Raw genomic sequence first — 23,722 nt, forward strand, 5'->3', positions numbered from 1 at the left:
CAAGCATCACCGGCCCAGCAGCGAAAGCTGCGACCGCTCTTTAACAGTCAGCGCAACACAAGCAATACCAACAGACCGTATTGCCTCTACCGGCGACCGGCGATCAGACGGGTCAGATAGCCCGCCCACGACAGGAAAACCCTGTACGGCTGATCGATGGTGAAACGCCAGAACCGAGAGAACGACCCGGGTATGCAATGCGCCCCGCGAATCCCAGCGGATGAAGGGAGATTCAACTGAACAGAATTAGCGCTCTGAGCTTCGGCTTAGAGGAGCGCCGGACCTCATGTGGCGTGCCGTAAAAATCACCTAGGTACAGGGCTGTACGTCGCATGTTGTAAATACCCGATGACCGCACCAGCAACGCTGATCGAGCTGGCGCGAACAGGGAAGCCCACCGCCGCACCTACGTACCGAAACCTGCCATCAGCAAGCGGGGAATAGGCCTCAGGCAACACCACATCGCTGACGTAATAACCCCGGCCTGTCGCCAGTAGCGAGGCCGGGGCTTCACACACAGTTTCACCACTGTACCTGGCCTGCCGGGTGCAGCGGGAAACCACCCGGGAGTCACGACGATGGAAGCAACAATCATCAACGGCGCATGGAAGGGTCACCTCGGTCGTGGCCTTGCACCACGAGAGCTTCAGTTCCTTCTCTGGATCGCCCAGGGATTCACCTCGAAAGAGATCGCCAGAGAGGCTGGCATCGAAGCCGGCACTGTCAAAAAGCGCCTCACCAATGCGATGTTCAAGCTCGGCGTCACGCGGCGCACCGCCCTGGTGGCCGAGGCCATGAAACGGCAGATCATCACGCCGATGTGCTTTGTCCTGGCGGCGCTGGTCGCCATCCACTCAATGCTTGATGACGAATTGATACGTCGTGATCGCCGCGTGCCTGATCGTCGCACAGCTCAAGTCCGGATGGTGCGGCGGGCCGAATGCCCTGCCCTGACCGTATAACCGAAACACAGATTTCACTGGCTGGCCTTGGCGACAGGGCCAGACGGGAAATCAACGAACATGCACGGAGCACCAAATGAGCGAGCAAACACTTCAGCAGCTTCTGGCCGAACGGGTCGCCACTTATGCTGCATCCGATCGGCCGCGCGAGCTGATCGACGAAGGTATTGAAAAGATGTTCAAGTCCGTCGTCGAGGATGCATTCCGCTCCTACGGTGACTTCTCAGGCCAGATCAAAGAAGCGGTAAAGGCTGCCCTACCAGCGAACGTTTCCGACATGTTCGAGCTTCAGCGGTACAACTCGCTCATCGCCAACGCCCTGCGTCAGCGCTGGGAAGAAGCGGCCATGGGCTCGGTCATCTTGGAGCACGCCGACAAGAGCATCACCGAGCTTCTTTCTGCCGACGGACTACTTACCGGCGAGGTTTCGCTGAAGGCCCTGCTCGACGAATTCATCGATGATCACAAAGAGCGGGCCGCCGAAGAGCGCTGGAGTCAACCTGAAATCCGATTCGAAGAAAGCAGCTCCCATTCGTCTGAATTCCTCTACATCGCATTCGACCCTGAGCCGGAAGGCAGTCGAGACCGGCGCATTTATAGTTCCAGCGAGCGCGGTATCCATAGCCTGAAGCATTCGCTTCACGTCCATATCAAGGGTGAGCGCGAAACTGGTGACCGGTTCCGCGCGAAAGAACAGTTTGGTGAAGTGATGAGCGCCAAGCTCGACGACAACAAAGTGGCAATCAACATGCGAATCCGCACGAAGTGGGAACGCATGCTCGCGTCCCTTTACTTTGGCAACGCCATCCTGGTGATCGACTGCGATCCGGACGACTTCTCCTACGGATTCGACGACTGACCAACCAGTGCCACGTCAGTCTGACGATAACTGCCCGAGCACCTGGTACTCCCCAGCACCAGGCCGCATCGGAGTGTGATCTGGTCCAGACCCATTTTGCCTGGCCTATGTCGGGTCATCGCTTCACAGTGGCGGCCAGATCACACCCCGATGCGGACGAGTCCCCGGCTCATACCGGCCACCTGTATTGATCAGCCCACACAGCACGGAGGATTGGCAGTGAAATAGCTCATGACGAAGCCCTTCCCTGCGAAGGCACCAGCGCTCACATAGGGAGGTCTATGTGACGCGCAACGAAAGCCCGGGATTCCTCGGGCTTTTCATTTACACCCTCCGACACCACCCGCATGCGACTTCCCACGGCGCCCTCCGGCTGCTGGCCGTGCTGTGAGGTCGCAGCCGAATGTTGTTGGATCAACAAATGGAGCAAGTCATGAGTTTCTATGAGGACAACGTTGCTGACGGCAGCCACTGCGGAAGCTGCTGCCAGTTCATTGGCGCTGATGTTGGGTATGCGCGCTTCTGCAAGTCGTGCGAAGCAAATCACGCACCGAAGAAGCTCAAGCCTTTGGTGTCGACCGACATGAAGCCAGTCGGCGGCCTGACTAAAAGTCAGCGTCGACGTCAGCAAAAGAAGCGCGCCAAGGCCAGGGTGGCCAACGCAGTCAAATAACCCCAAACACGAGAGACCGCCATGAGCGATTGGATCAAATGCAGCGACCTGCTGCCGGCTTGTAATCACGAGTGCACCAGCGACGAAACAATGGTTTCGCGGACGGTTCTCGTCACCGATTGCCACGAAGCGCAATCGCTTGGCATAGCTCATATGCGCCTTGATCGCACCTGGAAGCTATACGGAGGTGATTACGACTTCATGCATCCGACCGAGATCACCCACTGGCAGCCACTCCCTGCCCCGCCCGCCGAATAATCCCCGCCACTTTGGAGCCGACCATGTCAGCACTGCGCAAGCCAATCCCGGAAGACGACTTTCTCGAAACTCAGACTGGTCAGGATTGGCTGGCTGAGTCTGTGGATGACCTGTTGAGTCGGCGCGATGTGGAAGCGCCAAACCCGGTTGGCCGAAGCGTTGTTCTGGTAAATGCCAACCACTTGCCTGAGGCCCTGGCAGATCACATGGCCACGCAACCTGATCCAGACCATTGCATCGAGAAGATCTTGATCGAGCTGGTCAAGCGAGAGGACGGCAGCTTATTGCATCGCTGGGCGGTCCGCGCAGTTGGCGGCGACCCGCTCACTGTCCGCGCCATGGCAGTCGATTTGATCGCGGTGCATGCCAACGAGTACCGCGATGCAAAACGTGAGAGCGATCGCGTGGAGCAGGAGTGCGGGTTTTGAGCCCTCACATTCTCATAGACCAGGCCCTCGACGGTGTGGCCGAACCAGTTGGCCAGGAGGACATAAGCCTCTTGGTGCAATCACTGATCACCCGCCTGTTCACCGACGGGGCAATCACCACCGAAGAGTTCAACCACTACTGCAAGCGGCTGCGGGAAATCTGCCAGCGGCGCAAGGAGGCATGATGACCACATCACCAGTCAAAACGCTGATCGACGAACAGCTTGAGGACATCAGCGCCCACAACCTGCGCGAAGCTTACGGCCTGGCCGAACGGCGCGGCTTCTTCGGCGCGCCGATTGAGCAGTACGCCGAGCCGGGCTATGGCGGTCGCGTCCTTCAGGTGCTGCGCTACCGAGTTGCTCAACTGGAGCGTGATCAGTGAGCGGTTACGGCGCACATCTGCGCGGCCAGCATCTGGCCAAGCGCTGCGCAAAGCTTCGACGTGAAGGACTGTCGCTTTCTGAGGTCGCTCGGATCGCCGGCGTAACGAAGGAACAGGTCTCCACCAAGATCCAGTTGGGCGAGCGCCTTCTATCTCTGACTGAGCCTGCATGACGATCCGCCAGCGTATCCGTCGGATCTTATTTTGGCGAAGCTCGTTCACAGTTCACGCCCTTTGCACTGCCGCGATGTTGCTTACCGCCTTCGCAAATCACGTAACCCAATAACCACACATTTCAAGGCTGCGCGTGGCGCGGCGAGGATTCCCCGTGCCCCAAGTACGCAAACTCGACCAGGCGATAGAGCCAATCGAGGCGACCGTGGTCACCACCATCGACCAGCACCGGCCGCCCACCAACGCAACTGCGGTTGCAGCTCAGGGTAATGACGCTGCCAGCATCATGTCCGTGATCATGCAGGTCGCTGCCACTCCAAATGTCGACGTCGGCAACATGGAGCGACTGATGCAGATGCACGAGCGCCACGTCGACCGACAGGCTTCGGCGGCATTCAGTGTCGCCATGGTCAACGCGCAAAAGCGAATCAAGCCGGTGACGCGCAAAGCGCTCAACAAACACACCGCCAGCACTTACGCCAGGCTCGAAGACATCGATCGGGAGATCAGCCCGATCTTCACCGAGGAAGGTTTCTCGCTGTCCTTCGGTACCGCTGACTCTCGCCTGCCTGGCCATCTCCGCATCACCTGCGACTGCATGCACGCCGGAGGCCACACGAAGCTCTACCAGCTCGACCTGCCGATCGATGCCGCAGGTTCTGGCGGGAAGACAAACAAAACCGGTGTGCAGGCGAACGGCTCGACGATCAGCTACGGCCGTCGATACCTGACCCAGATGATTTTCAACGTCACCACGACCGATGACGACGATGACGGGAATTCGGGAGCTCCTCCCACTGAGGCTTTACCACCAGAGCCTGAAGCCCTTCCCCCGTATCCACCCGAAAAGTTCACCGAGAACTTCCCAAAGTGGGTCGCCATGATTCTGAGCGGACAAAAAACAGCTGAACACATCGTCGTGATGCTCGGGCTTAAGGCATCTCTAACCGAGCACCAGAAAAAAACCATCCTCGCAATCATCGCGCCGTCACAAGAAGGAGACGCATCTTGAAAATTCACTCGGTAATCCAAGGCTCAGAAGCCTGGCACGCACTCCGCGCCAACTACTTCACTGCCTCCGAAGCCCCGGCGATGATGGGCGCATCGAAGCAGATGAAGCGCACCGAACTACTTCACGCCAAGAAGACCGGTCTCGACCGCGACGTGTCGTGGTGGGTGCAGAAATACCTGTTCGACAAGGGCCATGAAGCCGAAGCCATGGCGCGGCCAATCTTGGAAGTGCGGATCGGCGAAGACCTGTTCCCTGTTGTTGGCACCAAGGGCGACCTGCTCGCCTCGCTCGACGGCTGCACCATGCTCGGCGAAACACTGTTCGAGCACAAAATGTGGAACGAGCAGCTCGCCGCCGACGTGCTGGCCGGCACGCTGGACCCACACTACTACTGGCAGCTTGAGCAGCAACTGCTGGTGAGCGGCGCTGAGAAAGTGATTTTCGTTTGCTCCGACGGCACTGAAGACAATTTCGTGTCGATGGAATACACGCCGGTACCGGGCCGCGCTGCAACACTCGTTGCCGGGTGGAAGCAGTTCCAGGCTGACTTGCTCGACTTCACACCTGCCGAGGCTCTGCCTGAGGCCGTAGGCAAGACACCTGAAAGCCTGCCGGCGCTGCGTATCGAAGTCACCGGCATGGTCACCGCCAGCAACCTGGAGCAGTTCAAGGCCCATTCGATGGCGGCACTTGAGTCGATCAATACCGTCTTGGAAACCGATCAGCACTTTGCCGACGCCGAGAAGAGAGTTAAATGGTGTGGCGATGTTGAAGAGCGTCTTGAGGCGGCCAAGCAGCATGCATTAAGCCAAACCGAAAGCATCGACGTCCTCTTCCGCACTATTACCGAGATCAGCGCTGAGGTTCGCAGAAAGCGCCTGGAGTTAGAAAAGCTGGTGAAGGCCCGCAAGCTCAGCATCCGCGAAGACATCGTCATGGATGCGGCTAAAGCGCTGCAAACGCATATTGACCAGATCAACACGTCGCTGGGCGACAAGGCTCGCATGCCTGCGGTACCGGCGGACTTCGCCGGCGCCATCAAAGGCAAGAAAAGCATCAGCAGCCTACGCGACGCTGCCGACTCGGAACTGGCCCGGGCGAAAATCGCAGCAAGCCAAATCGGTGACAGCATTCGCGCCAACCTGGCCAGTCTCGTCGAGCTCGCCGCCGACTACATGTTCCTGTTCAACGATATCCAGCAGTTGGTGCTCAAGGCCAATGACGACCTGGTGGCGCTGATCAAGCTGCGGATCTCGGATCATCAGAAAGCCGAAGAAGTGAAGGCTGAAGCTCAACGGGAGCGGATTCGGAAGGAAGAGCTGCAGCGGATCGAAGACGAAGCGAAAGCAAAGGCTGTCATCGAGCCAGCACCTGCACAACCAGCACCGACGCCTTCCCCGGTTAAAGCCGCTCCAGCGGTTGCGGCAATTGCGAAGCCCGCAGCGACAGCAAAACCGGTGATCTACCGAGCGGAAGTTACGGATCTGGAAGCACTGGTGCACGCCGTTGCCGGTGGTCTCGCCCCGCTCAGCGTGCTGACTGTGAACTGGGACGAGCTCGACGCCCTGGTTGCTCAACAAGGTTCGCTTTTCAGCATGGCCGGCGTAACCCTGGTGAATGCTGCGGCATGAGCAAGATCAAGCGAGTGGTAAATCAACGACGTCGGCAGCCCTGGCTGGATCTGCGGGCCAGCGGAATCGAAGAGGTAGGCGATGGCAATGGATGGAAAAGCACGCTCTGCCAAGGCGGCACAGAAGCGGATCGAGTACGACGAGAAGGAATTGCGGCACCGGGTCAGGCTCGGCATCCGACAGAAGCTTGACGAGTTGATGGCCTGGAACGACATCTCGGAAATCAACGAGGCGGTGCAGAACCTGATCCTGAACGCTCATGCGCTCGGGCCGACGCTGTCATATCAGGCGATTCAGAGTCCGCGCCACAAAGTGCAGATAAGCGAAAACGTGGCGCGGATGTTTCGGAATGAGAGTTTGCGGGAGCTGCGCAACGACCCGGGCGACGAGATCGTCGAGCCAAGTCAGGCCTTGGTCGACTGAGTGAAGATCCATGCAAAAGCGGCAGCAGCAATGATCGGCCTGATCAGGTCCGTCGCTGGAGCCCGGCCGGTGTAAATACCCAGTCCCGATGTTATGAAAACAGCCACAGCAGCAACAATGCCCAGCACTGCAATCCAGCGAAAATATTTTGGAAACATCGTGTCACTCCCTTGAAGAAGGGCGCGATCGTAATTGCAATTAGCCACCACATCAAGCCACTGTCGCATCCGGTCACGGAGGGCGGCGCCTACCCGAGGAATTCGCAATGCCCGTTCTCCACAGTGTGATCCACAAGATCGACAAGAAGCCCGACGGTAACCCGGCCATCCTGCACCGCAGCGCCGGTGAGCTGGTCGAGAGCCAGGCCCGCGACGAACTGATTCAACAATTCAACGAAAGCTACAACGCCAAGCCCGGTAAAGGCTGGGGTTTCTTCCATGCCGAATCCGGCGCCCATCCATTCAGCGGCTGGCTCAGCAACTACCTGGCCGGTACCGAAGACTTCATGGAGTTCAGCAATATCGCCATCGAGCACCTGCAAAAGCTCATGGAAGAATCCAACCTGACGGTCGGCGGAAACGTCCTCTTCTGCCATTACCGGCAGGGCATGACCGAGTACCTGGTCATCGCCCTGATGCAAGAAACCGAGGCGGTGATTCTTAGTGATGGCCTGGTGCTTTGGCCAATGCGACGTCTGGACCTCGACAGCATCTTCCTCGCGGCGCGGATCAATCTGTCCGAATGGAGAAACAACCCAGCCTCGAAGCAGTACGTGTCGTTCCTCAAGGCGAAGAAAGGTCGTCGCGTCACCGAATACTTTCGCGATTTCATCGGCGTGCAGGAAGGCATCGACGGACCAGGTGAAACCCGAACCCTGCTCAAGGCGTTCAGCGACTTCGTTGAAAGCGAAGACCTCGGCGAGGAATCGGCCCGCGAGAAGACCAACACCTTGGTCAGCTGTGCAATGGCTCAGGTGAAGCTGGGTGAGCCGCTCACACTCGACGAGTTGTCCGAAGTACTCGACGAAGACCTGCCAAAGGCGTTTGCCGAGTTCATCCAGGGCAAGGACTACGGCCTTTCGGCTTCGATCCCACTGGACAAAAAAACCCTGAACAAATTCCGACGCTTCACCGGGCGCGCCAATGGCCTATCGATCAGTTTTGAGCAGCATCTGCTCGGGGACAAGGTCGAGTTCGACGAAGCCGGCGGCACGCTGACGTTGCGCAATCTGCCAGCCCAGCTCACAGATCAACTCAAGCGCGCAGTCGCCTGACGCCCACCGCAACGCCGCGCTCTGGACGGAGGGCGGCGCCTGACCGAAGCCTCACGATAAAGAACCTGTCCAAGACTAATCCGAATTATGTTGTTGTCTATTCATGTCGCACTCGACTTCCACCACCGCCTTCTATGATTTTGACCATCATTTTAACTATGTCATCATCGGTGCACCCAGAGTCTTTAAATCCTGCCTGAATACTTAGCCAAAAGCCCGGATCAAAATCGGCAATTTTTTTCAAACCGTCCGGCCATTTCCATGACGAAGTAAACCCCTTATATACATCCTTCGTAGTTTTAATTTTATCCAGCACGCCAAATAACTCCAACACAAAGGCGCACGAAAGACATGGAGGCGACGTAACAGTAATTCTCACTAAATCATTTTTCATTTCTTTATTGTTAAGCGCACTACCAACCAGCTTCATATACTTCTCTAGAGCTTCCATCTCAGCATGAATACAGGTTCTTGCACAATAGTCGCCTGCAATCTCTTCGCTTTTCGCTGCGGCTGTTTTACGGGAGCAAACTGTTGCATGACAAGCCATAGCATTATCACCTTGTACAGATTCTAATGTTTTTTCCATTTTTTTATTAGCTATATTGAGGATTTCATACTTCATAAATGTAATTATTTTGTCCTGCCCCGCATTAATAAGACCTACGTTCCATCGAATCCGCTTTCCAGCAGCCTCACTCGGAAAAGACATACCAGGATCACTCCATAATTAGATTAACGGCAGGACTTGTATTACGAAAAAACGCGCTGTACCAAATATAAATAGACCACTAAAGCCAATCCCGCTACTTCCTCCCGCAATAAAACGCGCGCCTGACTGGAAATAACTTATGACCCCCTCCCACCAGATACTGGTCGGCGACTGCCTAGAGCTGATGCGACAGATGCCAGACAACTCGGTCGACAGCGTCGTGACCGATCCACCCTACGGGATTCGGTTCATGGGCAAGAGCTGGGATGGCCAGGACATTGAAAATCGCGCCGCCTACCGCGCCAGTATGCCGTCGCACGCTTCAGCTTGTGGGCCGAGCGGCGGACACCGATCGGTTGCGGCCGAAGCCGGAAAGTACGACCTGACACCCAACGGCATGCGCGCCTTCCAGTCCTTCACCCTGGAGTGGGCAACAGAAGCGCTTCGGGTACTCAAACCCGGCGGACACCTGCTGTCGTTCGCCGCGGCTCGCACCTACCACCACATGGCGGTCGGCATCGAGATGGCGGGCTTCGAGATCCGCGATCAGATTATGTGGGTGTTTGGCTCGGGCTTTCCCAAATCGCACAATTTAAAGGGTGATCACGAAGGTTGGGGCACAGCACTCAAGCCAGCACATGAACCAATCTGCATGGCTCGCAAACCGCTGATCGGCACGGTAGCGGCCAATGCTCTGACACACGGCACCGGACCAATCAACGTCGATGCCTGTCGAATTCATGGACCGGATGCCGCCGGTGGCGAATACACCCAGATGCGGATGGCTCCAGGGCACCACGTCAATGAAACCGGCAAATGGAAGCAAGACGCAGAGTTCACCGGCGAGCGGAAGGCCGGGCGCTGGCCAGCCAATCTGATTCACGACGGAAGCGACTGCGTGGTTGCGATGTTTCCGGCGGAGGCCGGTGCCAGCGCACCAGTGCGCGGTAACGAAGCTAGCGCGGCGAGTACTGGCGAGATCACTGGCAAGCGCGATCGAGTGGCCGGTGCATTTCATGGTGACACCGGCAGCGCCGCCCGCTTCTTCTACTGCGCCAAGACGAGTCGCGCCGATCGGCACGAAGGCCTGACTAACCCAGGTCCTCAGTTCAAGCGGGGCAATACGCTTCGCAAGGTCGAGAACACTGCCACCACCGGCAATACACACCCGACGGTGAAACCCACCGACCTGATGGCCTATCTGCTTCGCCTGATCACGCCGCCAGGCGGTACCGCGCTCGATCCGTTCATGGGCTCGGGCAGCACCGGCAAAGCGGCGATGCGCGAGGGCTTCCAATTCATCGGCTGCGAAATCGACGAGCAGTACGCAGCAATCGCCCGAGCACGCATTCAGCACGAGCTCGACAAGCAGAGCGCGCCCTCTCGATGGGTCGACAACCAACTATCCCTGTTCACCTCAAAGGAAGGTGCGTTATGAGCACATTTGCCGTATTCGGAATGACCCGCGATGTCGCCATGACCGAAGCCAAGAAGACGGTCAAAACCACCCGACCTGATCCGAAGAACCTCGGCCAGAAGATCGAGCTGACGGTCGATGAATGGCTGCACAAGGTCGGTCAGAAGGCCGATCAGATCATGGGGGGGGCAAGGTGAGGCAGCTCAGCCCACTATTCGACGCACCACAGTACGCCCAGCAGTTCATTGAGTTGGCCCGCAAGACCGGCAAATGCCGTGACATGCGGATCAGGGCAAAGCGGGTGATGGTCGACGCCCAGGGCGAGCCGATCATCAACCCGAAGACAAAGACGCCGAAGGTTGGGTTTACGGAGTGGCCGCCGGTGAAGGTTGAGCAGGCAGCCTGACCCACCCTCACCTATTTACCCAACGCTTCGCCTCATCCATACCCCAAATCGTAGCTTCATTGTCGCTCTCATCTGAGATATCAAAAATTTGCTCAGCAATGGCTCGGCCATCTTCGCGGTAAACGCCTATGAACATGATGCCGGACAGCCCTCCATGTGTTCGGCGCAAGCGAATTTCGGAAAAGCAGCCATTGCTATGACTGTACTCGGTGAGCTTGTCCCCTTCCTCGGGGGACCACTGATCAAATGCTGAAGTTCGCTGCACCATCTTGCCTCTCCTTGATCCGGCCTCATGCCGGGCCGTCAACCAATAGCCCACAAACTCAAATCACGCCAACCGGCGAGGACTCCCTATGTTCGTTCACCAGAAGATGCACGCCGCCAACTTTAAGACCCAATACGGACTTGGCTTCAATCCTCAGGACGATGAAATCGTTGTCGACTTCTTCTGCGGTGGCGGCGGGGCCGGTACCGGGATGGAAATGGGCCTGGGCCGCGCGGTGAATGTCGCCAAGAACCACAGCGCCAGCGCGATCAGCATGCACACCGTGAATCACCCGGGCGCGGTGCACTACACCACTGACGTGTTCGACGGCGATCCGGACACCGAATGTGGCGGCAAGGCCGTTGGCTGGTTCCACATGTCACCGGACTGCACGCATCATAGCCAGGCCGCAGGCGGCCAGCCGCGCAAGCGTGAGATTCGCAACCTGTCGTGGATCGGCCTGAAGTGGGCCGGCAAGAAAAAGCCCCGCGTCATCAGCCTGGAGAACGTGAAACAGATCCTCCAGTGGGGGCCATTGATCGCCAAGCGCTGCAAGGCGACCGGTCGCGTCGTTAAGTTAGGCGGCGGTGTTGCCGAGCCAGGTGAGGTTGTACCGGTCGGCCAGCAGTTCCTGGTGCCCGACCCGAAGCGTCGCGGCCAGACCTGGGCCACGTTTGTCGCCGAGCTGCAGCACCTAGGCTACGCCGTCGAGTGGCGCGTGCTGAAGGCCTGCGACTTCGGGGCCCCGACCAGCCGCGAACGATTGTTCATGATCGCCCGTTGCGACGATCAGTCAATTGTCTGGCCAGCACCGACCCACGCCAAGCACCCAGTCAAAGGCCAACAGAAGTGGCGCACCGCCGCCGAGTGCATCGACTGGGCGATTCCAAGCAAAAGCATCTTCGATCGGCCCAAGCCGCTGGCACCCGCCACCCTGCGCCGGATCGCTAAGGGCATGAAGAAGTTCGTCATCGATGCCGCGGACCCATTCATCGTACCAATCGCGAACTGGTCCGGCGAAAGCGTTCAGTCGGCACACGATCCTCTGCGCACTGTGACCTCTTGGCCACGCGGCGGTTCTTTCGCCATGGCCAGCCCGATCATCGCGCCGGCCACACACCAAGGCAGCGACCGTGTGAACGATCCAGCGGAGCCGCTACCTACTGTGACCAGCGCCAACCGTGGCGAGCTGATGCTGATCAGTCCCACCCTGATTCAAACCGGTTACGGAGAGCGCGCTGGCCAAGAGCCGCGCGTGCCGGGACTGGATCAGCCACTAGGCACCGTGGTCGCCGGCGGCGTGAAGCACGCTATCGCCGCCGCACACCTGGTCAAGTTCAGGTTTTCCGATGAAGGCAAAGCGCTCGACCAACCGCTGCCGACCATCACCAGCGGCGGCAACTACCAGCGCCCGGCCGGTGCCGCACATGCCATGGGCATCTCCACGGTGTTCATGGCCCAGATGAACGGTGGTTTCAACACCACCGACGCCAAGAGCATCGAAGCCCCCATGACCACGGTGACCAACACCGGCAGCCAACAGCAGCTGGTAACCGCCAACCTGGTGCACCTTCGCGGCAACTGCGATGCGCGGGACACGGCCGAGCCACTTCACACCATCAGCGCCGGCGGAACCCATCACGGGCTGGTCACTGCATTCATGGAGCGTCAGTTCGGCGCCAGCGTCGGCCAAGGCGTGAATGAACCAGCACCAACCATCACGGCCGGTGGCGGCGGAAAAAGCTCGTTGGTCGAGCTGCAACTTTCGCCGGAGATTGAAGCCGGTGCTTTGCGGGTCGCGGCATTCCTGATCAGCTATTACGGCACCGAGAACGTGAGCGGCGCCAGCGAGCCAGCACCGACGATCACCACCAAGGATCGCCTGGCACTGGTCACCGTGACTATAAAAGGCACGCCGTACGTGATCGTCGATATCTGCCTGCGGATGCTGCAACCGACCGAGCTGTACAAGGCTCAGGGCTTTCCCGCCGACTACATCATCAGCCACGGCGCCGATGGCAAGCCGTTCACCAAGACCCAACAAGTGCACATGTGCGGGAACAGCGTCAGTCCGCCGCCCATGGCAGCACTGGCCCGCGCCAACGATCCATGGCGGGTGACTGAGCGGCAAGCGGAAGCGGCTTAACATCCGCATAAAGCCTGCCAAGGTATCGTGTTAAGCCATTCGATCAGGTGATGTAACTGGCTCATCACCTGGTCAACTAGCATTTGGAATAACAGGTCTTCAACGATTCGTTTCATGCGATGCACTCCGGCTCAAGTTATGTAGCCAGCATGCCGTCACGACTTTTTGGGCTGTATACCCGAAACCTGACTTCCCGCTTCCTACAGCTTTCCCCCTTGACACCACTTCTGGTCGTGACGCGACCGACGAGAATTCCTTTCCGCAATTCTTGCAGTTCATCTTTTGGCTCATAACGACCTCAGCTTTTCGTATGAGCTCTCAAGATAATTCGGAATCTGCAAGGTAAAGCATCAATCACTCCACCGCCCGGGCATGACCCGGCATAGGACGCCCCATGCCCACAGAAAACAAAATTGCTGAGCCGCTGAAGGTTGCGCGCTCGACAGTGACGAAGCTGGTCATCACCGGCGCACCACGCCTCGACCCGATCACGGTGTTCCTCGAGGACTTCGGCCGGCGCGACTGCCCGACCGAATCCAACCCGAACTACCAGACCGCCCAGGGCAAGATCACGATCAACTGCTGGGACAAGAGTTGGAACGCTTACTGGAGCGGAATGGGGCCGCGCACCGTCGCAGAGTTCGTCGCCGACTGCGGTTGGGACTATGTTCTGAACTGCTTGGATCGCGGTATCAGTTCCACTGTCTTCAGCGGTGACGCGCTGCACACCCTGGCCAAGAAGTGCATCGTCCAGCGCCGTCGACAACAGACCGGGCGCCACGACTGGGAACTGGGCGAGCTGAGCAAAGGTGAAGCCTGCGAGCTTTGGCATGACATCGATGTTCTGCGCAGCATCGAGACGCCCAACGAGACATGGCACCACGACAAGATCCTCACAGAGCTTTTCGGCGAGGAGTGGCACTACCCGGTAGGTGACAAAGCGGTCGAGGAGAACCATCAGTTCACATATCTGCGCCGCGTCGTCGAAGCAGTTCAAGAGGCCCTGCGCCAGGAAACGCCGGAGATGAAAACGGCCTGCGAGCGCAAAACTTCATAAAACTTCTCAACACCCGACGAACGGTATACGGAAACCTTCAAATCGGGGGCTTTCCCCTCTCATTACATATGCATGTGGGTCATTCCACTACTCAATGAACATGATAGAGGTACTGCTTGATGCTAGGTAAACGTAAATGCCGCTGCTGCACAACCAAGTCGAACGAAGATGATCAGTACTTCGTTTCCGGCTTCTTGCTTGCTGTCATTGTTGCGGTCATTGCGCATCATTTAGATGTTTGGGTCTTTTGCTAAAGCACAGACAAGGCGACCCCTGCTAGACGTCTAACCGCTGGCGGCCTTAGGGCCGTCACCGGCCCATTCTCCCTCCCCCGTCAAAGTCAGCCGCTATAGCGGCAAAGGACAGGTATTGCCCATGGAAAACCAAAATCCCGGCCCTGACCATTTCCGATACGTCGACACGATCGGACCGGAAGGCCTGACAGTCACGCTGCAAAAATGGGTGGCTTACGCCGAAACCGATAAGTGCTGGTACTTGGCGAGCGAGTCGGACTATCGCGAGCTGGTCAAAGGTCACCAGTACGGCTGGACCGCCAGCAGCCTAAAGCGCCGTCGTAAGCGCGTGCTGAAGCATCAATACCTTGCATCCAGGTGCTTCGCCTATCCGGATAAAGAGCGGGCCTTGAACTCGTACAAGATGCGCAAGCAATGGCAGATCCGGCACGCCACGCTTGCTCTCGAACGGGCAAAAGCCGCTATCGGTTATTTCGGTGACTCGTCCGTCGACGTGACCGAGACGCCAGATTGCGCGGTGATCCCGAGCGAATACATCCAAGAACTTGGCTGGGGGGATTACTGATGATCCTCCAAGCTCTCACCTACATGGCCTGGCTCATCTACACGGGGCCACGGTAAGGCTCGCCCCGCCAGCTGCGTCAGGAAGGGGGCTGATCGGTTTGCAGTTGGTGAGGCGAACGATTAGAGGCTAGCTCACCTGCCGAACTTTCCTCGCCCCCTTCATCAGATACCCATAACCCACCTACCAGCCTGCCGGTGAACGGCGGGCGAAGAATCCTCATGACCAAAGAAAACGTGTACGACGAGCAAATCAGTCCGCTGGTTCGCCAGATCATCGACATCTGCCGAGAGCATGAAATTGCCCTGCTGCTTTCAGCTCAGCTTGAGGACGAGGATGAACGGGAGCTGTTCTGCACCACCATCCTGCCCGGCACGGATGAGGTGTCGTGCGAGAAGTTTGTCCAGGCGCTGAACATCATCAGGCCGCCTAGCCGTTCTGCAATGCACATCACCACCACTCATGCGGATGGCAGCCAGACCCTGACCGCAATCATCTGACCCCCTCCCCACCTTCTGCCGCCACGCGCGGCATGGAGCACAGCATGCAATCCGAAATCCTATCGGACGAAGAACTGGCCGACATCACCGGCTACAAGGCCAGAGCCTATCAGCGGCGCTGGCTCGATGACCGCAAGTGGCTCTATGTCGAGAGCCGAGGCAAGCGCCCGCTGGTGGGACGGCAGTACGCCCGCATGAAGCTGGGCATGGTGACGCCGACCATCCACGATCCCAACCCGCCGCCGGCCGCGCCCGCATGGACGCCCGACTTCTCACGAGTGAACTGATATGCGACCCCGCAAGGCCGAAACACGCAATTTGCCGCCCCGGATGTACCAGTGGACGCGACCACGGAAAAGCGGAAAGGATTGGATTGCCTATTACTACCTGGACATGGCCGGAAAGGCGATCCCGCTGGGCAAAGACCTGGACCTGGCCAGGATCAAATGGGCGGAACTCGAAGCCAAGGAAAAGCCGCTCGACCTGCGCACCATGAAAGGCATATTCGACAGGTACATCCGCGATATCGTCTCCAAGAAAGCGCCACGCACCCAGAAGGACAATCTGTCGGAGATCAAGCAACTGCGCCCGATGTTCGACAGCGCCCCCATTGACTCGATCACCCCAGCAACGATTGCCGGTTATCGGGATGCACGGACGGCCAAAGTTCGGGCAAATCGCGAGATCGCCACCCTCTCCCATATTTTCAATATCGCCCGAGAATGGGGGCTGACTACCAAGGAGAATCCCTGCCAGGGTGTCCGCAAAAACAAGGAAAAGCCGCGGGACTACTACGCGAATGATGTGGTTTGGGGCGCGGTTTACAAGAAGGCAGCTCAAGAGCTGAAAGACGCGATGGACCTGGCTTACCTGACGGGTCAAAGGCCGGCAGATGTTCTGGTCATGCGGAAGGACGACATCGAGGGGGAATACTTGGGAGTGCAGCAGAACAAGACGCACAAAAAGCTTCGAATCCAGATGACTACCGGCGGAGAGGCAAACAGCCTGGGTCTATTGATCGCAAAAATGGCAGAGCGCAATGCTCAGCACATTTGCAGCTATCTGATTGTCAGTGCGCGCGGCAAGCGCATGACTGCGAAGATGCTCCGTGACAGATGGGACAAGGCTCGGGAAAAAGCCAAGAAAGAGGCGGATGAAGTGGGTGACACGCTACTGGCCGAAAAAATCGGCAGCTTCCAGTTTCGTGACATCAGGCCAAAAGCCGCGTCAGAAATCCTTGACGTGGGTGATGCGAGCCTGCTCCTCGGGCACACAAAGGGCGACATCACGGAGCGGGTTTACCGACGCATCGGCGCCATTGCTAAGCCGTCAAAATAGCCCGAAAACGCGTTACAAAACTCAAAACTGGCCCCTTGTAGAACGCGGCCTACAGGGGGGCTGAAAAACAAACGTAATGTAACGAAAAATAGCTACAGGCCACGGTTTCAGCGGCTTTAAATATCGGTCTTGAAAACCGTCGACTGTAACAGGTCCATGAGTTCGAATCCCATCGCCTCCGCCATCTTTATACGACAAAGCCCTGATTATTCAGGGCTTTTTCGTTTCTGGGGTATGGCTTTTCTTGCGGCCATGCGCTGGTCATTTCCGCATCTTTTCGGCCATTTCCGCAACTCCCCTCTCTGAAACTTTCAGAAATCATTCTTGATTTCTTGGCTCCCCTCGGCGTTCTGCTGACCTGAAAACCATCTCAATCCCTTCAAGACTTCCTGCTGCTACGCTGAAACCTCCAAGGAGGATTCGCGATGCAAAACTCAGACCTGCTCCCTTCCCTGCTGTTCAAGCTCAACGAGAACCAGCTCGCTCTTGAGGCCGCCATCATGGAGCTTTCAAACTGGGTAGAGATGCGCGGATCAGCCGACGTAGCCGACAACGTGCGCGCGGCTCTGGAAACAATCGACCAGAATGAGGAGTTCATCAAAATGACGCTAGCGGTGCTCATCACGCCGAAGTGATGCCGGCTACAGATCATCGCCTGGTCCTCAATGGCAAAATAAGCATTAGATCTCTTTAAAGACGGCTATCGGCTGTGGATTCAACCGGTCGTGACTGGCAGAAATCGACCCATAGGCGACGTTGGTCGATTGAACAACGGCATCGATGGCGGGGCCGTTGAACGTCAGGGGCCTGAAACCTGGGTCGAGAGCTACCCGCTATGATAGATAGCTCTAGACCATGGAGGCATTTGTATCGAAAGCCGCTAGCGAACATTCACGCTACGCCTGCTAGCGGAATTCGCGCTATGGGCTATTGTTTGTGCCAGCATATTGGAATCACGATCTGAAGCGCAGGTTGATTTCGAGCCAATAAGGATGGGCTGCGGTGTTTTCAAAAGCTGATGGCTCGGTACAGCCGCTGCTTAATCATCTCTTGGGCGAGCAGCTACAAACGGAAGGTTTACGACATGTCTAGATGTACAGCACCGGTACATGGTCATCGTTCGGCAAGCGCAAGAGCAGCGTGTCCCGCATGTGGCAGCGGATATAGCGGGTACGGATCGCGATCGTATTCATCCTCGTCCTACGCACCATCCTATTCGTCCCCGTCTCATGGCGGGGGTGGTCGCAGTAGCGGCGGTTCATCCAGCAGCGCAAAGCCGCGCTGGTCGAAACCCGGATCCTCTGTAGCCTACACCTCCGCCGAGGTAAGAACGCTCACACCAGTACGCGAAAATGTCGAGAGGCGTGCGACAGTACCTGATCTACGTGACGTCTTTCTTTGTCACGCCTGGGACGACCGGAAAGGATCCGCGAAGGAGCTGCATGATGTACTCGAGTCGCTCGGTGTTTCCGTTTGGTTCAGCGAGAAAGATGTCCTTCTAGGCTCTTCCTTACTGCGTGAAATTGATAAGGGATTGGCGAAGTCTCGAGTAGGAATTGTGCTGGTGACCCCTGCTTTGCTGCGTCGCCTAGCAGCCGAAGGCATCGCCGACAAAGAGCTTTCCGCGCTCCTCGCAAGGGATCTGCTGGTTCCCATAATTCACGACACCACATACGAATCGCTGCGCGAAGTCAGTCCTCTACTCGGTTCGAGAAGCGGCCTGAGCACTGCTGAAGATACGTTTGCAGATATCGCGGCCAAGCTTGCCGAGTTGGTCGCCCCGTAGCTTCACTGTCTATGCGTACGGCTTTACTTACAGACCCGTTATCAATCGAAGGAGTTGAACACATGAGTATTAAACCCGGCCCCAAACCGATCGCTGAATCCACCGGCAAGAAGGACCAACGCCGTCGTGTTACTGAAGAAAACAAACCCAAACATCCTGATCTGGAAGTACATAAACACAAAAAAGGTGACTGACCTTAAAAGCGGTGAGAGGGGGGCGAGTCACGTAGGTTAGGCCGCTTCTGACCGAAAACGGGCGCTCGTGAGAGTCCGCTTTTGGCCGATTTCTGCCGATCACCAGAGGCAACTTGGGTCGGAAATGGACGTCTGTAAACCAAGCCCTTGGCTGTCAGTCAACTTCCGAAGTCCGGAGAAGGAAGTAATAGAGTCACGCCTGTCATCGTGGTCAGGCACCTGCGAAGGCGAATATCCCGTCCCCACTTGGGTCCGCTCTTCAGTCGAGGCGGTCGATGGCGCGTGCAAGATTTGCGCGTGCTTGCTGTTCGAGCGTATCGAAGTACGGTGCGGTCGTATAGATACGCCCGCGCGCCAGAAAGCCCTCCAGGACCTGGCGCCGCTTTCGGCGGTACACAAACAGAGGCACATATCGGTACTCGCGGCGGACTTGTCGGTCGTACTCCTCGAACCGCTCGGCCGATGCCCCAAGGATCGCCAGATCCGTGTCCACCAACACCGCTTCGTCTGCCGACGCTGGAGCGCCGTCGTGTCGCGTCACCATGATCAGGCCGTAAAGCCTGCGTCGCGTTTTATCGTCCAGGCCGCTATCGCGTGCCACGTCGTCCAACCATTGCGCACTGCGCAGTTCGTTGTCGCTGCAAAGGGGGTCGTATATAGCGTCATGAAACCATAGCGCGAGGTCGACTTCAGCGGGGGCATGGCAGTCAGCGTTGACGAGTCGGCGCACCTGGAGGCATTCCTCCAAATGCTGGCAGTTGTGGTACGCACGGTGCGGCTCGCAGTAGTGTCGAACGAGCTCTTCGTACGTCTCTCGCGACGGGCATCCGACTCCAAGCTCCGCCCAGACGCGAGCCCAGGCGGTGAAACCCACACCATCAGGCAGGTCGGGGGCGCCGTGCGCGCTGGCCGGGAATAGGCTGCTCCCTTCTGGCGGTCCCGTCATCGCACCTCCTCCGCATCAATGTAACGCTCCACCCAGGCGATCAACGTTGGTGCGGCGAAGGCCGCCGGCAGCAGCGGCCGCGCCGTAGTGGACAGCGTGAACGCCCCCTGGATAAAGCATGTAATGCCAGCCACGAGCGAGTCGAGCCGCCGGGCGCGGCGTCCGCGTTCGGCGAATCGCTGCCGGAGCAGGCCTTTCAGGAGCTTCATCTGCGCCGCTAGCGCAGCCTGATAGACCTCGCGCACGTCAGGGTCGTGCGCCGACTGCTCGCCGACCATCACCCACGCCGCGACCGCATCGGGCTGCGCGTCCGAGCCGTAGGCAAGGTGTGCTGCAATGTAGGCCTGAAGCCTTTGCTCGGCCGTTTGGGCCGCAGCGGCCCGGGACTCGTACCGCTGATGGGCGTAGCCAGCCAGTGAGTCGACCAGTGCTACCAAGATCTCGCGCTTGTTACTGAAGTGGTAGTGCACTAGGCCGGGGGCGAGCTCCGCGTGCCGGGCGATGGCCGCTATGGTTGCGCCGGCATAGCCGGCCCTTGCCATGACGGCCTGGAGTGCCGCCACGATCTGGCCGCGCCTTTCATCGGTGTTCGAGCGGCGTGCCATGTGATTCCCCAATATTGGTCATGCGACCAGCTTAGCATTGACATCAGCCTCGTTGCACCCTAGCTTTCCAAATATTGGTCATTAGACCAACTTTTGAGGCCACGATGAATTCCTTCGCTGAAATACTAGTGGCGGGAGCCAATGCTCCCTCGGTCACGGTCGAGCGACCTCTGGGTGACGCTGTGCGGTGCGCCCTCGTACATGGGTTTCTCTCGGCAAGCGAGTGCGAAGCCTTGGTGGAAGCCACGGAAAAGCTCGGGTTCGCCAGCGCAGGGTCCGACTACCCGTCCTCCTACCGCGACAATGACCGGATCGTGGCGGACGACCCGGCCCTGGCCGGGCGGCTTTTCGAGCGTCTGACGCACTGCGCCTCACGGGCACCGGGACTCGGCGCGATGATGGATGAAGACGGCTGGCGCATGGTCAGCGTCAATGAGCGGCTGCGCTTTTGCCGCTACCGGCCCGGCACCCAGTTCCGGGCCCACCAAGACGGTGTGCACCATCGCCAGTACACACAGTCGCGCCTGACCTTCATGGTCTATCTTAACGACGATGCATTCAGCGGCGGCGAGACGGTGTTCTTCAAGGAAAGGTCCGCGGCCATGTTGGGCCGGGATACCACGCTCTGCCTACGGCCCCGCAAGGGCAGCCTGATCGTGTTCGACCACGCGCTCTGGCACGCTGGCGCCCTAGTGGACTCTGGCCGAAAATACGTCATGCGCAGTGATCTGATGTACGAGCCGCAGCATCCCCCGCAGGTCGACGGCCCCTTCCAGCCTGGCCACAGAGGATACGTCTGGGCGCTTGCCAGCCTTGGAGATATGGGCTTTGCAAGCGCTGGGCGCGACGCAACCATCCGGCTTTGGGACCGCAAGGGCGAGTACTTGGGCCAGCTCGACGGACACACACAGTCCATCCTGGGCTTGGTGGAGACTGCGCCTGGCGAGCTTGTGTCGCATTCGCGGGACCGCACGATTCGGCGGTGGTCCTTGGCGACCGGGAAGTCAACGGTGGTCGGCACATCGGATTCGGCCGTACTGTCCTGTGCACGGCTCGACTGTGGCCGTCTCGTCACCGGGGCCGCCGACGGTCGCGTGACGCTCTGGAATCTGACATCAGGTGCGACGGACAGGCGCCAGGCCCACGCCTGTTGGATCTGGGCGATCGCGCCTTCGGGCGACGGCGGTTTCGCCACCGCATCGGAGGACGGAACGGTCAGGCTGTGGCAACCCGAGGAGCGGGACTGCGTGCAAGTGATCGATCTGGGCCGCCCCCTGAGGACGCTGGCGAGCTGGATCGACGCCGATAGCAGAGTCACCTTGGCCGCTGGTGATCTTGACGGCACGGTGCACCTGCTAGCGACCGGCCCGACGCTGACGCTCCTGGATTGCTTTGCCACTCATGACGGGCCTGTCCGGCGTGTGCGATTCGAGGCGCGACACGTGCTGCTGACATGCGGCGAGGATGGACTCGTTAGCCGGTGGAACCTGCCATCACGGCAGGGTGCGATCATCGGGTCGCACGACAACTTTGCAACCGATGTTCTCCCCACCGGCCCCGGTCGCTGGATCAGCTGTGGATATGACGGCCGGATAATGGTGCATGGCGACAAGGTCTAGCGTTTAGGTGGGCACCGTCGCCCACGCCGTGTCTGTCTATCGGCCGGGTCCGCTTTCGGCCAGTAGCAGACACTCAGCAGTAGCTCCGCCTCTTTCCACCTTACGGTATCAGCCCTGGCTCGGGGCAAAACTCACGGGCCTTTCGCCAGAGATCATGCAGGTCGTCGGCCATACGTTCGGCGGCACGCTCCCTTCTGTCAGGATCAGTCAGCATCATCAGGTTCTCGTCACTAGGGTTTTTCATGTCGAGTTCAGTGGTGTAGCGCCACAATAGACCGTTACTGCTGGTGCCGTTGTTTTGCACAAGCGTCGTCATTCTTTCAAGCCGTTTGTAGTGTCCTGCATGGCTACTGACATCGCAGTAATAACCGCAATAAAAGCGGTGATTGAGCTCTATATAGACGGCACCTGGCATGAAGCCGAGCTCGTAATAAAGACCGAAGTTTTTATTGCCTTTAGCGTTTGTGTAATAACGGTCAACGTTCGCAGGTGTAGGGATTACGTAAGGTTTTGATAGCTCGGGATACTTTTCTTCGATACGCCGTGCAACTGCCTGCCAGAGGATCAACTGCAAATCCTTCAACGTCTCGATGAAGGCCTTCTGCAGATCCCTGACCAAAACCAGGTTGTTGTCCTTGAGCAGCGTCTGCTTAAGCATGTCCATGTATTTTTGCCCTTGGTCTTTAAAGGTCAGTTTTCTGACCAGATCGATGTATTGCAGCAGGCTTTCGCGAACCGCTGCTTCGCGGATCACCCAAAGCTGGCATCGCTCCAGCCAGGGCAAGATATCAGTGGCGTAGCTAACGCGCTGGTAGTCGATGCCTCGGCAACTTTTGGTGTCGGCATCGCTTCCGTCAAGGGTCAGATAGAGTGGGGCAAAGGTTTGGTAGCCCTCGGACTCAAGGGTCTTTAAATAGCCGTACAGCTGCCCGTCCTGATCCCCTGCGTGGATCTTGTTCTCAATAATGAGCGCCTGCCCTTTCGCGTTGCGTATGAGGATGTCGATTTTGCGGTACTCGACCTCCACCGTGGCGCTTTGGCAATCGAAACCCTCAATATTCAACGCCTCCAACAGTAACTTCAGCAGTGTCCCACCGGCAGCATGGGCGCCATCTGGATCGAGCAAAAAGGCTAAATAGCGGGAGTGCAATCGGACTTCATCCGAAGCACTGCGCAGTAGTGTAAACAGGTTGAATCCGGGAGGACGGTGATGCTTGGCCCTGAGTAATGCGGCCTGGTTGATCAGTGGGTGCAAGGCGCTTCTCCTTATGCTGCAGGCATCATATTAATTGCATGATGCCAGTATCTCGATACCCAGACTGCCTCCCCTACTTAAGTCCGGACTGCATTTGCTGAAGAATTAAAGGAATTTCAGCGAATGACTGCTTCGGGTCGAATGCAGCCCTTCCTAACCGACAGCTTTTGATGAGGTCACTCGACAAACGCTTTAAAGCGCATCTCTAGATGGGTTTCGGTAAGCGTGCATTTCCATCTGTCTTAGGATTAACCGTAGGCAGACATAAACGTTAGCCATCCCAATAATGGCAAATAGACATGGTGCGCAAGAAGTTGCGCACTCACCGTCCTGAAAATACTGCCCTATACTGCTCCAGGCCACGTCATACAAGGCCTGCAGCCAAGTGCGCAAGAAGTTGCGCAGCACTGCGCAACTTCTTGCGCACCTTTTCCTTGAATCCTCCCTGAACATCTCTTTGCCTTGCCTAAAAAAATGGCCAACCAACTGATTTTTAAGGGCCTTAGACAACCTGGCACGCTCCTTGATAACAGTCAGGCACCCACCGGGCGATCTCGCCTCCCGGGCACCCTCATTTATTTA

The 23,722-nt window shown here is 57.9% G+C and carries 30 protein-coding genes and 1 pseudogene; 25 read left to right on the top strand and 6 right to left on the bottom strand.

Going from position 1 to position 23,722, the window contains the following annotated elements:
- Positions 1–578 precede the first annotated feature (578 nt).
- From NTD87_RS22280 to NTD87_RS22330, 11 genes are all read left to right on the top strand, one after another.
- Entirely contained in the window at positions 579–962 is a 384-nt protein-coding gene (locus tag NTD87_RS22280; protein ID WP_262116338.1) for a response regulator transcription factor, read from the top strand.
- Positions 963–1,038: 76 nt separating this feature from the next.
- Positions 1,039–1,821 (top strand): hypothetical protein, encoded by a 783-nt coding sequence (locus tag NTD87_RS22285; protein ID WP_262116339.1) that lies wholly within the window; start codon positions 1,039–1,041, stop codon positions 1,819–1,821.
- 433 nt (positions 1,822–2,254) lie between these two features.
- Positions 2,255–2,494, top strand: a complete 240-nt coding sequence (locus NTD87_RS22290) for a hypothetical protein (protein WP_262116341.1) — start codon at positions 2,255–2,257, stop codon at positions 2,492–2,494.
- A gap of 21 nt (positions 2,495–2,515) precedes the next feature.
- On the top strand, positions 2,516–2,752 hold the full coding sequence (locus NTD87_RS22295) for a DUF551 domain-containing protein (RefSeq protein ID WP_262116342.1): 237 nt from the start codon (positions 2,516–2,518) through the stop codon (positions 2,750–2,752).
- A gap of 23 nt (positions 2,753–2,775) precedes the next feature.
- The gene (locus NTD87_RS22300; protein ID WP_262116343.1) at positions 2,776–3,180 is read left to right on the top strand and encodes a hypothetical protein; all 405 of its coding nucleotides are present in this window, start codon (positions 2,776–2,778) and stop codon (positions 3,178–3,180) included.
- Positions 3,177–3,365 carry a hypothetical protein gene (locus tag NTD87_RS22305; RefSeq protein ID WP_262116344.1) on the top strand — a complete coding sequence of 63 codons (189 nt, stop codon included), beginning with the start codon at positions 3,177–3,179 and terminating at the stop codon, positions 3,363–3,365. Before NTD87_RS22300 ends, NTD87_RS22305 begins: the two co-directional genes overlap by 4 nt.
- Entirely contained in the window at positions 3,365–3,565 is a 201-nt protein-coding gene (locus NTD87_RS22310) for a hypothetical protein (protein ID WP_262116345.1), read from the top strand. Before NTD87_RS22305 ends, NTD87_RS22310 begins: the two co-directional genes overlap by 1 nt.
- On the top strand, positions 3,562–3,738 hold the full coding sequence (locus NTD87_RS22315; protein WP_262116346.1) for a hypothetical protein: 177 nt from the start codon (positions 3,562–3,564) through the stop codon (positions 3,736–3,738). Before NTD87_RS22310 ends, NTD87_RS22315 begins: the two co-directional genes overlap by 4 nt.
- Before the next feature lie 155 nt (positions 3,739–3,893).
- Positions 3,894–4,751, top strand: coding sequence for an ERF family protein (locus NTD87_RS22320; RefSeq protein ID WP_262116348.1), 858 nt, complete (start codon positions 3,894–3,896; stop codon positions 4,749–4,751).
- The gene (locus tag NTD87_RS22325; protein ID WP_262116349.1) at positions 4,748–6,382 is read left to right on the top strand and encodes a YqaJ viral recombinase family protein; all 1,635 of its coding nucleotides are present in this window, start codon (positions 4,748–4,750) and stop codon (positions 6,380–6,382) included. Before NTD87_RS22320 ends, NTD87_RS22325 begins: the two co-directional genes overlap by 4 nt.
- An 81-nt stretch (positions 6,383–6,463) precedes the next feature.
- Entirely contained in the window at positions 6,464–6,805 is a 342-nt protein-coding gene (locus NTD87_RS22330) for a hypothetical protein (protein ID WP_262116350.1), read from the top strand.
- On the opposite strand, the gene NTD87_RS22335 is transcribed toward NTD87_RS22330, so the two are convergent.
- Positions 6,787–6,963, bottom strand: coding sequence for a hypothetical protein (locus NTD87_RS22335; RefSeq protein ID WP_262116351.1), 177 nt, complete (start codon positions 6,961–6,963; stop codon positions 6,787–6,789). The two genes, NTD87_RS22330 and NTD87_RS22335, sit on opposite strands and share 19 nt — an antisense overlap.
- 107 nt (positions 6,964–7,070) lie before the next feature.
- On the opposite strand from NTD87_RS22335, the gene yejK reads away from it, so the two are divergent.
- A complete protein-coding gene (gene yejK, locus NTD87_RS22340) occupies positions 7,071–8,078 on the top strand; it encodes a nucleoid-associated protein YejK (RefSeq protein ID WP_262116352.1) in 1,008 nt (335 codons plus the stop codon).
- A gap of 97 nt (positions 8,079–8,175) precedes the next feature.
- On the opposite strand, the gene NTD87_RS22345 is transcribed toward yejK, so the two are convergent.
- A complete protein-coding gene (locus NTD87_RS22345) occupies positions 8,176–8,790 on the bottom strand; it encodes a hypothetical protein (RefSeq protein ID WP_262116353.1) in 615 nt (204 codons plus the stop codon).
- A 139-nt stretch (positions 8,791–8,929) separates the two neighbouring features.
- On the opposite strand from NTD87_RS22345, the gene NTD87_RS22350 reads away from it, so the two are divergent.
- Genes NTD87_RS22350 through NTD87_RS22360 form a run of 3 tightly spaced genes read left to right on the top strand, consistent with a single transcriptional unit; the run spans position 8,930 to position 10,613 of the window.
- Positions 8,930–10,228 carry a DNA-methyltransferase gene (locus NTD87_RS22350; protein WP_262116354.1) on the top strand — a complete coding sequence of 433 codons (1,299 nt, stop codon included), beginning with the start codon at positions 8,930–8,932 and terminating at the stop codon, positions 10,226–10,228.
- Complete coding sequence (locus NTD87_RS22355; RefSeq protein WP_262116355.1) at positions 10,225–10,404, top strand: hypothetical protein; 180 nt, start codon at positions 10,225–10,227, stop codon at positions 10,402–10,404. The genes NTD87_RS22350 and NTD87_RS22355 overlap by 4 nt, the downstream gene beginning before the upstream one ends.
- Positions 10,401–10,613, top strand: coding sequence for a hypothetical protein (locus NTD87_RS22360; RefSeq protein WP_262116356.1), 213 nt, complete (start codon positions 10,401–10,403; stop codon positions 10,611–10,613). The genes NTD87_RS22355 and NTD87_RS22360 overlap by 4 nt, the downstream gene beginning before the upstream one ends.
- Positions 10,614–10,620: 7 nt before the next feature.
- Here the strand turns inward: NTD87_RS22360 and NTD87_RS22365 are convergent, their stop codons facing one another.
- Positions 10,621–10,881, bottom strand: a complete 261-nt coding sequence (locus tag NTD87_RS22365) for a hypothetical protein (protein ID WP_262116357.1) — start codon at positions 10,879–10,881, stop codon at positions 10,621–10,623.
- An 85-nt stretch (positions 10,882–10,966) separates the two neighbouring features.
- On the opposite strand from NTD87_RS22365, the gene NTD87_RS22370 reads away from it, so the two are divergent.
- The 9 genes and pseudogenes from NTD87_RS22370 (at position 10,967) to NTD87_RS22410 (ending at position 18,715) form a co-directional block, all read left to right on the top strand.
- Positions 10,967–13,024: a DNA cytosine methyltransferase gene (locus NTD87_RS22370; protein ID WP_262116358.1), complete on the top strand. Its 2,058-nt coding sequence runs from the start codon at positions 10,967–10,969 to the stop codon at positions 13,022–13,024.
- Positions 13,025–13,418: 394 nt separating this feature from the next.
- The gene (locus NTD87_RS22375; RefSeq protein ID WP_262116359.1) at positions 13,419–14,081 is read left to right on the top strand and encodes a hypothetical protein; all 663 of its coding nucleotides are present in this window, start codon (positions 13,419–13,421) and stop codon (positions 14,079–14,081) included.
- Positions 14,082–14,456: 375 nt separating this feature from the next.
- Positions 14,457–14,900: a hypothetical protein gene (locus tag NTD87_RS22380; RefSeq protein ID WP_262116360.1), complete on the top strand. Its 444-nt coding sequence runs from the start codon at positions 14,457–14,459 to the stop codon at positions 14,898–14,900.
- 218 nt (positions 14,901–15,118) lie between these two features.
- Positions 15,119–15,397, top strand: coding sequence for a hypothetical protein (locus tag NTD87_RS22385; protein ID WP_262116361.1), 279 nt, complete (start codon positions 15,119–15,121; stop codon positions 15,395–15,397).
- Positions 15,398–15,441: 44 nt separating this feature from the next.
- A complete protein-coding gene (locus NTD87_RS22390) occupies positions 15,442–15,684 on the top strand; it encodes a DUF4224 domain-containing protein (RefSeq protein ID WP_262116362.1) in 243 nt (80 codons plus the stop codon).
- A 1-nt stretch (position 15,685) separates the two neighbouring features.
- Positions 15,686–16,735: a tyrosine-type recombinase/integrase gene (locus NTD87_RS22395; protein ID WP_262116363.1), complete on the top strand. Its 1,050-nt coding sequence runs from the start codon at positions 15,686–15,688 to the stop codon at positions 16,733–16,735.
- A 425-nt stretch (positions 16,736–17,160) separates the two neighbouring features.
- Entirely contained in the window at positions 17,161–17,370 is a 210-nt protein-coding gene (locus NTD87_RS22400) for a hypothetical protein (protein WP_262116364.1), read from the top strand.
- Positions 17,371–18,137: 767 nt separating this feature from the next.
- Positions 18,138–18,521, top strand: a pseudogene (locus NTD87_RS22405) (toll/interleukin-1 receptor domain-containing protein); the annotation flags it as partial.
- 62 nt (positions 18,522–18,583) lie between these two features.
- The gene (locus tag NTD87_RS22410) at positions 18,584–18,715 is read left to right on the top strand and encodes a hypothetical protein (protein WP_017337405.1); all 132 of its coding nucleotides are present in this window, start codon (positions 18,584–18,586) and stop codon (positions 18,713–18,715) included.
- A 259-nt stretch (positions 18,716–18,974) separates the two neighbouring features.
- Here the strand turns inward: NTD87_RS22410 and NTD87_RS22415 are convergent, their stop codons facing one another.
- Together NTD87_RS22415 and NTD87_RS22420 are read right to left on the bottom strand one after the other, a co-directional pair.
- Positions 18,975–19,445 (bottom strand): N-methyl-D-aspartate receptor NMDAR2C subunit, encoded by a 471-nt coding sequence (locus tag NTD87_RS22415; protein WP_262116366.1) that lies wholly within the window; start codon positions 19,443–19,445, stop codon positions 18,975–18,977.
- Between the two features lie 212 nt (positions 19,446–19,657).
- Positions 19,658–20,266, bottom strand: a complete 609-nt coding sequence (locus NTD87_RS22420) for a TetR/AcrR family transcriptional regulator (protein WP_262116367.1) — start codon at positions 20,264–20,266, stop codon at positions 19,658–19,660.
- 236 nt (positions 20,267–20,502) lie between these two features.
- On the opposite strand from NTD87_RS22420, the gene NTD87_RS22425 reads away from it, so the two are divergent.
- Positions 20,503–21,885 (top strand): 2OG-Fe(II) oxygenase, encoded by a 1,383-nt coding sequence (locus NTD87_RS22425; RefSeq protein WP_262116380.1) that lies wholly within the window; start codon positions 20,503–20,505, stop codon positions 21,883–21,885.
- 100 nt (positions 21,886–21,985) lie between these two features.
- On the opposite strand, the gene NTD87_RS22430 is transcribed toward NTD87_RS22425, so the two are convergent.
- Positions 21,986–23,140 (bottom strand): PD-(D/E)XK nuclease family protein, encoded by a 1,155-nt coding sequence (locus NTD87_RS22430; RefSeq protein WP_262116368.1) that lies wholly within the window; start codon positions 23,138–23,140, stop codon positions 21,986–21,988.
- Between the last annotated feature and the right edge of the window lie 582 nt (positions 23,141–23,722).

Origin of the sequence: Pseudomonas sp. 6D_7.1_Bac1, assembly GCF_025465945.1 — a bacterium.
Classification (GTDB): domain Bacteria; phylum Pseudomonadota; class Gammaproteobacteria; order Pseudomonadales; family Pseudomonadaceae; genus Aquipseudomonas.